This window comes from Pantoea wallisii (assembly GCF_002095485.1).
Classification (GTDB): Bacteria; Pseudomonadota; Gammaproteobacteria; order Enterobacterales; family Enterobacteriaceae; genus Pantoea; species Pantoea wallisii.
Genome location: NZ_MLFS01000091.1, coordinates 1 through 11,667, shown reverse-complemented (window position 1 = coordinate 11,667; position 11,667 = coordinate 1). Strand labels below are relative to the sequence as shown.

Here is an 11,667-nt window from a genome sequence, read left to right as displayed (position 1 = left end):
GGCGGACGCACGGTGGCAGAGAGCCCGATGCGCTGCGCCGGCTCAGCCAGTAACGCATCCAGCCGCTCAAGGCTCAGCGCCAGGTGCGCGCCGCGCTTACTGCCTGCTACCGCATGCACCTCATCAACGATCACCGTTGAGATGCCGCGCAGCGTGTCGCGCGCTTTTGAGGTCAGCATCAGAAACAGCGATTCCGGCGTGGTAATCAGGATATCCGGCGGACGGCGCAGCAGTTTTGCCCGCTCGGCGCTGCGCGTGTCGCCGGAACGCATGCCGACATCAAGGGAGATCTCCGCGTCGCCCAGCAGGCGCCGCTGCGCGTCAACACCCGCCAGCGGCAGTTGCAGGTTGCGCTGGACATCAGCGGCCAGCGCTTTGACCGGCGAGATATAGAGGATGCGCGTTTTGTGGCTGCGCGCCACCGCCTCCGCGCGGCTGCGCTCGCGGAACAGGGCATCAATGGCGTGCAGAAAGGCGGCCAGCGTTTTGCCTGAGCCGGTGGGCGCGATCACCAGACAGCTTTTACCGCTGGCGATAGCGCGCCAGGCAGCCTGCTGCACGGGCGTGGCTGCGGTGAATGCCTGGCGAAACCACTGCTGCGTGGCGGGCGTAAACAAGGATAGCGCTGACGCGGGCATCTCCGGCTCCTGTTTCTCAATATGGGCGATATGCAGTGTAGTCCGCCGCAGCGGCAGATTCAGGTTATATACTTGTTCCTGGACTGAATTTTTCCTCAACGGGAGTGAACGATGGTGATGTTAAAACGTGCGCTATTGCTGGCGCTGCTGCCAGCCTCTGCGCTGGCGGCCCCGGTCTTTACCCTGCAGTCGCCGGATTTTCAGGATAGCGCCATGCTGGATAAGGCGTTTGCCGGTAACAACAAGAGCAACCCTGCGTGCACCGGAGAGAATGTTTCGCCGGCGCTACGCTGGTCGAACGCCCCGAACGGCACCAAAAGTTTTGCGCTGATGCTGACCGACCCGGTCGGCGCGAAGGGGCTGGGCGTGACGCATATGGTGGCCTATAACATCGCCGCCGATCGAACAGCGTTCGCGCAGGGCGAGCTGAGTAAGGGCACCGGCTACACCGGTGGTAAGAATACGCCCGGTACCGCGCACTATTACGGGCCGTGCCCGCCAGCGGGCACCGGCATACACCACTATAACTTTGTGATTGTTGCCACCGATTTACCCGCCACAGCGTTACCGGCAGGGTTGAGTCATGATGAGCTGGTAAGCAAGCTGAAAGGGCATGCGTTGGGCGCAGCACGATTGTCGGGCGGTTTACCAACGATAAATAACGCGGGCGACCGCTGAAGAATATGGCGGCCCTGACGGGTCGCCACTGCGGGAGCACTGTGGAGAGTCAACGCCGCGAGCGCACCACCTGATAGCGGCGGGTGAAATACTCCACCGGCGCGGACCAGACGTGCACCAGTCGGGTAAACGGAAAAACCAGGAAAATGGTCATGCCGAGGATCAGGTGCACGCGGTAGATCCACTCCACGCCATCCAGCCAGCGCGAGGCGCTGCCCTGAAACGTCACAATCGCCTGCGCCCAGCCGACCAGCTTCATCATGCCAATGCCATCCAGATGCTGCATTGAGAACAGAATTGACGTCAGCCCCAGCGTCACCTGTACCACTAAAATGCCCAGAATCACGATATCCGCCCGCGTCGAGGTGGCGCGAATGCGCGGGTTGAGCAGCCGGCGCTTGAGCAGTAAAAATCCGCCCACCAGCGTCATCAAACCAAACACGCCGCCGGCGCCCATCGCCAGCTTCTGCTTCGTGGCAATGGCCAGAAACGGCTCATACATCCAGTGCGGCGTCAGCAGGCCAAACAGATGACCAAAGAAGATGCCGAGAATACCGATGTGGAACACGTTTGAGGCGAAGCGCATGCCTTTTTTATCCAGCATCTGGCTGGATGAGGCGCGCCAGGTGTACTGACCGTAGTCATAGCGCAGCCAGCTGCCCAGTAAAAACACCGTGCCACACAGGTAGGGATAGATATCGAAGAACAGCACATTGAGATAGTGCATTAGCGGGTTCCTCCGGCGGAAAGATCCAGATATTGCGGCGCAGCGTCATCACGGAAACGGCGCTGATGCTGCTGTCGGGCGCTGTTATCACAGGCGTTGTCGTCAATAAATTTCACCTGCTCCTCCTCCCACACCGCATCCAGCGCCTCCCGCGTATCATCACGCGGTTCGGCCGCGGTCTGCTGCGTGACGCTGTCACTGCTTAGCGGGCTCTCTGCCAGCGCGAGCAGGGCATCAAAGAGCTGATGGAAGGGGCTTTCCCGCTCTTTCAGCCGGCCGCCGAGCAGCGCCAGGATCGGGGCGATATCCAGCAGCCCCTGGCGTGCCTCCGCGGCCGGGCGCAGGCTCAGGTATTCAAGGTACAGCGGCAGGTAATCGGGCAGTTCCCGGCAGTTCAGCTGCAGGCCGGCCTGCTCATACTGCGCCAGCAGATCCACCATCGCCTGACCGCGATCGCGCGACTCTGCGTGCACATGTTCAAACAGCAGCAGCGAGGTGGCGCGGCCGCGCTCAAACAGCGCGCACCAGTCAGCCTGCTGATCCAGCGGACGCGCCGCCAGGTAGGCGTGAACAAACGGCAACAGCGCCGGATAGTGCTGCTCCGTCAGCGCCACGATCTCCGGCTGATGCTGCCACAGGGCTTCATCGGGATACTCGATCAGCATGCCAATCAGTTTGAGCATCTCCATTATTCACCTCCCGCTTTGTCGCCAATGTTGATGGCATCAATACGGCGACTGTTGAACAGGTTAAATTTGCTATCGCTGCCGTGGCAGCCATCACCAAAACTAAAGCCGCAGCCGTTGCGCTCCGGGAAGGCCTCGCGCGCCAGTTCGCGATGGCTGGTGGGGATGACAAAGCGGTCTTCGTAGTTGGCGATCGCCAGATAGCGATACATCTCTTCAACCTGGGCTTCGGTCAGGCCGGTCTCCTCCAGCGCGCGCGTATCAGTAACACCCTCCACGGTTTGCGACCGCTTGTAGTGCCGCATCGCCATCATGCGCTTCAGCGCGCGCAGCACCGGGGCGGTATCGCCAGCGGTGAGCATATTGGCCAGATACTGTACCGGAATCCGCAGGCTCTCGACGTCCGGCAGCACGCTCTCCTGCTGCTGTAAACCACCGCTATCCGCCACCGACTGAATCGGCGACAGCGGCGGCACATACCACACCATTGGCAGCGTGCGGTATTCGGGGTGCAGCGGCAGCGCCAGCTTCCACTCCATCGCCAGTTTCCACACCGGTGAAGCCTGCGCGGCATCAATCACGTTCTGCGTAATACCTTGCGCCAGCGCTTCGGCGATGACCTGCGGATCGTTGGGATCGAGAAACACCTCGCACTGGCGCGCGTAGAGTTGCTGTTCATCTTCCGTGCTGGCAGCCTCAGCGATCTTATCGGCGTCATACAGCAGCACGCCGAGATAGCGGATGCGGCCGACGCAGGTCTCTGAACAGACGGTTGGCATACCGGATTCGATGCGCGGATAGCAGAAGATGCACTTCTCTGACTTGCCGCTCTTCCAGTTGAAGTAGATTTTTTTGTACGGGCACCCGCTGATGCACAGGCGCCAGCCGCGGCACTTATCCTGATCGATCAGCACAATGCCGTCCTCTTCGCGCTTGTAAATTGCTCCGCTCGGGCAGGTCGCCACACAGCTTGGGTTGAGGCAGTGCTCACACAGGCGTGGCAGATACATCATGAAGGTGTTTTCAAACGCGCCGTACATCTCCTTCTGCATGGCATCAAAGTTCTTGTCCGCTGAACGCTTACTGAACTCGCCGCCCAGCAGCTCCTCCCAGTTCGGACCGCCAACGATCTTGTCCATGCGCTCACCGCTGATCAGCGAGCGCGGGCGGGCGGTAGGCTGATGTTTACCCGCCTTAGCGGTGTGCAGATGCTGGTAGTCGTAGGTGAACGGCTCGTAGTAGTCATCAATGCCCGGCACTTCCGGTTGGCAAAGATTTTCGCCAGCACCGCACCGCGATTACCCAGGCGCGGCACCAGCCGGCCCTTGATGGTGCGGATCCAGCCGCCTTGCCACTTCTCCTGATCCTCCCAGGCGTGCGGATAACCCAGGCCGGGCTTGGTCTCTACGTTATTGAACCAGGCGTACTCCATCCCTTCACGGCTGCTCCAGACGTTTTTACAGGTCACCGAGCAGGTGTGGCAGCCAATACATTTATCGAGGTTCAGCACCATGCCGACCTGTGAGCGAATTTTCATTGCGCAGCCTCCTGAACCTGATCGCGGCCCTCGTCATCGAGCCAGTTCACCTGCTTCATTTTCCGTACCATGATGAACTCATCACGGTTGGAACCCACGGTGCCGTAGTAGTTAAAGCCATACGCCAGCTGGACGTAGCCGCCAATCATATGGGTCGGTTTCGGGCAGACGCGCGTCACCGAGTTGTGAATGCCGCCGCGCATGCCGGTCACTTCTGAGCCAGGAATATTCATCAGGCGCTCCTGCGCGTGGTACATCATGGTCATGCCGGCAGGCACGCGCTGGCTCACCACCGCACGGGCGGTCAGCGCGCCGTTGGCGTTGAACGCTTCGATCCAGTCGTTATCCTCAATACCCAGCTCTTTGGCATCGGTTTCGCTCATCCAGACAATCGGCCCGCCGCGCGACAGCGTGAGCATCAGCAGGTTTTCGCTGTAGGTCGAGTGAATGCCCCATTTTTGATGCGGCGTCAGGAAGTTGAGCGCCTTTTCCGGAAAACCGTTCGACGGAATGTGCTGCAGATCGGCCACGCTGCGCGTATCGACCGGCGGGCGCCAGGCGACCAGGCTCTCGCCAAAGGCGCGCATCCACGGATGATCCTGGTAGAGCTGCTGCCGGCCGCTCAGCGTGCGCCACGGAATCAGCTCATGCACATTGGTGTAGCCGGCGTTGTAGGAGACATGCTCATCCTCCAGGCCTGACCAGGTGGGGCTGGAGATGATTTTTCGCGGCTGTGCCTGGATATCGCGGAAGCGGATCTTCTCCTCCTGCTTCGGCAGCGCCAGGTGGGCATGCTCACGCCCGGTAAACTCGCTCAGCGCATTCCACGCCTTCACCGCAACCTGGCCGTTGGTTTCGGGGGCCAGCGTCAGAATCACCTCGGCGGCATCAATGGCGCTGTTGATCTGCGGCTGGCCTTTGGCCGGGCCGTCGGCTTTGGTGTAGTTAAGACGGCGCAGCAGATCGACCTCTTTATCGGTGTTCCAGCTGATACCCTTGCCGCCGTTGCCCAGCTTCTCCAGCAGCGGACCGACCGAGGTAAACCGCTCCCAGGTTGCAGGGTAGTCACGCGTGACGCTGACAATGTGCGGAGCGGTCTCGCCGGGGATCAGCGGGCACTCTCCTTTGCGCCAGTCGCGGATCTCGCCGCTCTGCGCCAGCTCCGCCGGCGAGTCATGCTGGATAGGCTGCAACACCACATCGGTCTCTTCACCCAGATGGCCGATGCACAGCTGCGAGAAGGTTTTGGCAATGCCTTTGTAGATCTCCCAGTCGCTCTTCGACTCCCAGGCCGGATCGACTGCCGCCGAGAGCGGATGAATAAACGGATGCATATCCGAGGTATTCATGTCGTCTTTTTCATACCAGGTGGCGGTGGGCAGCACGATATCGGAGAACAGGCAGGTGCTCGACATGCGGAAGTCCAGCGTGACCAACAGGTCCAGCTTGCCCTCCAGCGCGGCGGTGCGCCACTCCACTTCTTCCGGCATCACCTTCTCATCGTCGATGGGCGCACCCTGCAGGCCGCTTTCGGTGCCGAGCAGATAGCGCAGCATATATTCGTGACCTTTACCCGATGATCCCAGCAGGTTGGATCGCCAGATAAACAGATTGCGCGGATGGTTGCGGCCGCTGTCCGGCTGTTCGCAGGCCATGCGCAGCTCGCCCGACTGCAGCGCGGCGGCGGTCCAGTCAGCGGGTGACTGCCCGGCGTGTTCTGCCCGGTCGGCGATGCTGAGGGGGTTAACGTTAAGCTGCGGCGAAGAGGGCAGCCAGCCCATGCGTTCGGCGCGCACGTTGAAATCCAGCAGGTGGCCGCTGAATTTACTGGCATCCGCCAGCGGCGACAGCAGCTCCTGCGCCTGCAGCTTCTCGAAACGCCACTGGCTGGCGTGGTTATAGAAGAATGAGGTGCTGTTCATCTGGCGCGGCGGACGGTTCCAGTCCAGCGCAAAAGCAAGGGGCGTCCAGCCGGTCTGCGGGCGCAGCTTCTCCTGGCCAACATAGTGCGCCCAGCCGCCGCCGGTTTGACCGACGCAGCCGCAGAACACCAGCATGTTGATCAGCGCCCGGTAGCTCATGTCCATGTGATACCAGTGGTTGATACCGGCACCCAGAATGATCATCGAGCGGCCGTGGGTTTTATGGGCAGTAGCACCAAACTCCCGGGCAATCTTCTCAATCTGGCTGCGCGGCACGCCGCAGATTTTCTCCGCCCAGGCGGGCGAATAGGCGCGCACATCACCGTAATCGCGTGCGCAGTTATTATCGTCCAGTCCACGGTCGAGGCCATAATTAGCCAGCGTGAGGTCATACACCGTCGCCACGCAAGCCGTGGAGCCATCGGCCAGCGTCAGCTGTTTAACCGGTAACTTGTACAGCAGAATGGCGTCGAGCTTCACATGGCGGAAGTGCGGGTTCTCCTGACCGCCAAAGTAGGGGAAAGCGACATCCTGCACCGCATCGTGCTGGTCCAGCAGGCTCAGCGTTAGCTGTGTGGCCTGACCGGCGGCTTTGGGCTCCAGGTTCCACTTGCCTTTCTCACCCCAGCGGAAGCCGATCGAACCGTTTGGCACGACCAGCTCACCGGCGCTGTTGAGCGCAACGGTCTTCCACGCCGGGTTATTGGTTTCGCCGAGGTTATCGACCAGATCTGCAGCACGTAACTGCCTGCCTGGCGCATAGCTGCCGTCTGCACGCGGCTCCAGCAGCACCAGCATCGGCATATCGGTGTAGTGGCGCGCGTAGTTGAGGAAGTAGTCGCTGGGCGTTTTCAGGTGGAATTCGTTCAGCAGTACATGGCCCATCGCCAGCGCCAGCGCGCTGTCGGTACCCTGTTTCGGTGCCAGCCACTGATCGCTCAGCTTTGCCACTTCCGAATAGTCCGGTGTGACGGCCACGGTTTTGGTGCCTTTGTAACGGACTTCGGTGAAGAAGTGCGCGTCCGGCGTACGCGTCTGCGGCACGTTTGAGCCCCAGGCGATGATATAGCTGGAGTTGTACCAGTCGGCAGACTCGGGCACGTCGGTCTGTTCACCCCAGGTCATCGGCGAGGCAGGTGGCAGATCGCAATACCAGTCGTAAAAACTGAGGCAGGTGCCACCAATCAGCGAGAGGTAGCGCGTGCCGGCGGCGTAAGAGACCATCGACATCGCCGGAATCGGGGAGAAGCCGGCCACGCGATCCGGGCCGTACTCTTTGATGGTCCAGATATTGGCCGCAGCAATCAGCGGATTGAGCTCCTGCCAGCTGGCGCGCACAAAGCCGCCGCGACCGCGCTGCGCTTTAAACGCCTGGCACTTCGCGTTATCCATCATGATAGCGTGCCAGGCTTCCACCGGATCGCTGTGCTGCGTGAGCGCCTCACGCCACAGCTCCAGCAGCGCTTTGCGGATCAGTGGGTATTTCAGGCGATTAGCGCTGTAGAGATACCAGGAGTAGCTGGCGCCACGCGGGCAGCCGCGCGGTTCATGATTCGGGAGATCGGGCCGCGTGCGCGGGTAGTCGGTTTGCTGCGTCTCCCAGGTCACCAGACCGTTTTTGACGTAAATTTTCCAGCTGCAGGATCCGGTGCAGTTTACACCGTGGGTGGAACGCACAATTTTGTCGTATTGCCAGCGTTGGCGATAGCTGTCTTCCCAGTCGCGATTGGTGTGGTACACCTGACCGTGACCGTCAGCAAAACTTTCACCTTTCTGTTTGAAATAGCGAAAGCGATCAAGCAGTTTGCTCATGACGCTTCTCCCGTTGGGGCCCGCGCCCCGTCACATTGCGTAAAATGCCCTTTCAGGCGCGTAATCATTGCGAACCCGCCTTGCGGCGGCCATACAGCAGCCACGTCACCACAAGGCAGACGATGTAAAACAGCAGGAAGATTTTCATGGCGCCGATGGGCGAACCGGTTAACGCCAGCGAGGTGCCAAAGGCTTTAGGGATAAAGAAGCCGCCAATCGCCCCCAGTGCAGAGATAAAACCGAGCGCGGCCGCGGTATCGGTGACCGCCGTGTGCTGCGCCTCCTCAGCACTATGGCCGGCGGCCAGCATGCGCTGCTGAGTGATCTGGCGGAAGATCACCGCGATCATTTGATACGTTGAGCCGCTGCCGAGGCCGGCGGTGAGGAACAGCCCCATAAACACCACGTAGAAGCTGAAGAAGGTGGCGCCGCGCGAGCCGGGCAGTGTAAGAAACAGCAGCGCCGAGAACAGCGTCATCAGCAGAAAGTTGAGCGTAGTGACGCGCACGCCGCCAAATTTATCGGACATCATGCCGCCGGCCGAACGTGCCAGCGCACCCAGCAGCGGACCAAAGAACGCCAGGTGGATGATGTCGACCTCGGGGTATTGCGTTTTCGCCAGCATGGCAAACCCGGCAGAGAAGCCGATAAACGAGCCAAACGTGGCCAGATAGAGCATGCCGAGTATCCACAGGTGGGCACTCTTCAGCACCGGCAGCTGCTCGCGCAGCGAGGCGCGAAACCCGGCGATGTCATTCATGCCAAACCACGCCGCCAGCGAGGCAATAATCAGCAGCGGCACCCAGATCCACGCCGCATTAGCCAGCCAGAGGGTGCTGCCATCGGGCAGGGTTACGCCGCCGGTCACAAACGGCACGGCGATCACCAGCGGCGCCAGTAGCTGCATTACGCTGACGCCGAGGTTGCCTAAGCCACCATTAATCCCCAGCGCAGAACCCTGTTGACGTTTGGGAAAGAACAGGCTGATGTTGCCCATGCTGGAGGCAAAATTGGCGCCGGCCAGGCCGCACAGCAGCGCAATAGTGATAAATACCGCATAGGGCGTGGTGGGATCCTGCACCGCGAAACCAAGCCACAGGCAGGGCACCACCAGGATGGCGGTGCTGATGACGGTCCATAAGCGTCCACCAAGCACCGGTACGATAAACGAGTAGGGCACGCGGAACAGCGCGCCGGAGAGTGACGGCAGCGCGGTCAGTAAGAAGAGCTGATCCACGGTGAAAGTGAAGCCGACGCGGTTGAGATTGACAGCGATTGCGCTGAATAACATCCAGACGCAGAACGCCAGCAGCAGGGCGCTGACCGATATCCATAAATTGCGCCGGGCAATTTTTTGTCCGGTTTGTTGCCAGAATTGCGCATCTTCCGGTGACCATTCACGTAATAAAGATGGTTGTGACGTCTTTTTTTGGCTCACAACTCCTCCTTGCTAATTAGCTCATGAGGTATCGTTGATAAAAATAAAACGTGACATTCAGATGACAAAGCGTGGGAAATAAAACGCCATATGAACATGGCTGGATCTTTTAACACTTCGGTCGAGGGTAAAGCATGATTTAAATCAACCCGGCTGGCTTATAGTTTAATAGAAGGTAAGCATTAAATATTCAATGTCGCAAAACCCTGCAAATTGTAATGATAAGTAACAGGGTAGTTTTACGCATTGATAATAAAGAGAAGAAATTATTTATACAGGAGCCCGAATAATAGCGGCATCAAAGGCGGGTGGCTCCCTTCCAGCTATCACGGCATCTGAGAAGTCAGAAGTAAATTCGCTTACCGGCGCGCTTAAAATGCGTTTCAAAGTGAGGAGGAGTAATAAATCAGAAGAGTAAGGCATTATGCTGCTATAGCGAATGCCTTATTTACCTATAAAGGGTTATTTTACGCTTCGCTACCGGAGAATAAGTGCGGCAGCGAAAGGCTACATAAATAATTTATTCGTGCGGATAGAGGGAGCGCGTTAATTTACCCCGACGATCAAAGTGGCGGGCGTTAAACCACAGCAGCGCAGTAACGAACCAGCCAATTATCCAGGAGACATCATTCCCGGCAAAAATCCACGTTAGCGAACCGTGGTGCAGAGGATTTTCAATAAACGGCAACTGCACCAGTACGCCAAGAAAATAGGTGATGATTCCCGGCCAGTTCCAGCGACCGTAGCGGCCATTTGGCTGTGACAGAGCAGGCACATCAACTTTGCCTTTGGCGATCAGATAGAAGTCCGTCAGGCTGATAGCGCTCCAGGGCACAAAAAAGGCCAGCAGGAACAGCAGGAAATGGGTAAAGGATTTAAGAAACGCCGGTTCGCTGATCAGTGCGATGACGCAGGCGAGGCTGACCATGATTACCACAAACAGGATGCGGCCACCGCGACTGATGGCGGACTTCTGGCGGAAACCGGAGACGATAGTAGTCAGCGACATGAAGCTGCCGTAGGCGTTGAGCGTGGTGAAGGTGATTTTGCCAAAGCAGATGGCGAAGTAGATCACCATCGCCATGGTGGCGCTGCTGCCGAGCCCGACGATGTAACCCACCTCATTACCTGAGAAGGCTTTTCCGGCAATCGCCGCAACGATTACCCCCAGCGTCATCGATGCCTGGGTGCCGAGCACCGTACCGAAAAACACTGCGCTGAACAGTTTTTTCGCGCTTACATCCGCGGGCAGATAGCGTGAATAGTCGGAGACATAAGGGCAGAACGCAATTTGCCAGGAGGAGGAGAGGGATACCGCCAGCAGGAAGCTGGCCACGGTGAAGTGGCGGTTTTGCCAGACGGCAGCCAGATCGTGCGTAGAGAGCAGGGTGATGAAGAGGTAAACAAAGGCCAGCACGCCAATGACGCTGGCGACTTTACCCAGCTGGTGGATGACGCGATAGCCGAGTACCGCAATAACGATAATGATGGCGCTGAAGAGGATCATGCCGGTCGCATTGCTGGTGCCAATCAGTTTCGCCAGTGCCTGGCCGGCCAGCACGGTGCCGCTGGCTGAGAAGCCAATGTACATAATGCACACCAGCACCAGCGGGATCACCGCCCCAAATACGCCAAACTGCATGCGGCTGGTGATCATCTGCGGCAGTCCGAGCCGGGGTCCCTGAACCGCATGCAGCGACATGATCGCTGCCCCCACCACCTGACCCACCATCAGTCCGATGATTGACCAGACCACATCACCGCCCAGTACCACGGCGAGCGCGCCGGTGACGATGGCAGTGATCTGCAGGTTGCCGCCGAACCACAGCGTAAACTGGCTGAAGGGATGGCCATGACGTTCGCTTAGCGGAATGTAATCAATAGAGCGGGTTTCAGACAGGCGCTGTTTTTCAGCGCCTGAATGTTCTGCGGCAGAAGATTCGGCTGACATAGTTTCCTCGCGTAAACGGCTAAAGGGGATGGAGAGCCCGGTTTTGTTGTTAGTCGGGTGTAAATGTCACGAAGCATACATGTATATACATGTAGCGATATTGTCATGCGCTGTGCCCGGTGGCAAGGCGGTCATTCATTGGAAATTGTGATGACGCTGGCAAGGTTGAAAGGCGGATTACTACGGGAAGGTAACTACCGCAACCGCGCAGGCCTGGGGCTGGCGAGTCGCATTTTATCGCTGTGGTGCTTGCGCAGGGTCAGAAGGGAGGTTGAGGA

At 59.0% G+C, this 11,667-nt stretch carries 6 protein-coding genes and 2 pseudogenes; 1 reads left to right on the top strand and 7 read right to left on the bottom strand.

Annotated features, from left to right (window positions below; translation table 11 throughout):
- The coding region (locus HA48_RS20875; RefSeq protein ID WP_128603025.1) for a DEAD/DEAH box helicase at positions 1-638 on the bottom strand (638 nt) is incomplete at its 3' end.
- A 111-nt stretch (positions 639-749) separates the two neighbouring features.
- On the opposite strand from HA48_RS20875, the pseudogene HA48_RS20870 reads away from it, so the two are divergent.
- A pseudogene (locus HA48_RS20870) lies at positions 750-1,300 on the top strand (YbhB/YbcL family Raf kinase inhibitor-like protein).
- 65 nt (positions 1,301-1,365) lie between these two features.
- On the opposite strand, the gene narI reads toward HA48_RS20870, so the two are convergent.
- The 6 genes and pseudogenes from narI to HA48_RS20840 form a co-directional block, all read right to left on the bottom strand.
- Complete coding sequence (gene narI, locus HA48_RS20865) at positions 1,366-2,043, bottom strand: respiratory nitrate reductase subunit gamma (protein ID WP_128603024.1); 678 nt, start codon at positions 2,041-2,043, stop codon at positions 1,366-1,368.
- Complete coding sequence (narJ, locus tag HA48_RS20860; RefSeq protein ID WP_128603023.1) at positions 2,043-2,732, bottom strand: nitrate reductase molybdenum cofactor assembly chaperone; 690 nt, start codon at positions 2,730-2,732, stop codon at positions 2,043-2,045. The genes narI and narJ overlap by 1 nt, the downstream gene beginning before the upstream one ends.
- Positions 2,732-4,266 (bottom strand): annotated as a pseudogene (gene narH, locus HA48_RS20855) (nitrate reductase subunit beta). The gene narJ and the pseudogene narH overlap by 1 nt, the downstream one beginning before the upstream one ends.
- On the bottom strand, positions 4,263-8,000 hold the full coding sequence (locus HA48_RS20850) for a nitrate reductase subunit alpha (protein ID WP_128603022.1): 3,738 nt from the start codon (positions 7,998-8,000) through the stop codon (positions 4,263-4,265). Before HA48_RS20850 ends, narH begins: the two are co-directional and overlap by 4 nt.
- A gap of 64 nt (positions 8,001-8,064) precedes the next feature.
- The gene (locus tag HA48_RS20845; RefSeq protein ID WP_128603021.1) at positions 8,065-9,438 is read right to left on the bottom strand and encodes a NarK family nitrate/nitrite MFS transporter; all 1,374 of its coding nucleotides are present in this window, start codon (positions 9,436-9,438) and stop codon (positions 8,065-8,067) included.
- 520 nt (positions 9,439-9,958) lie between these two features.
- A complete protein-coding gene (locus HA48_RS20840) occupies positions 9,959-11,389 on the bottom strand; it encodes a purine-cytosine permease family protein (RefSeq protein WP_128603020.1) in 1,431 nt (476 codons plus the stop codon).
- Between the last annotated feature and the right edge of the window lie 278 nt (positions 11,390-11,667).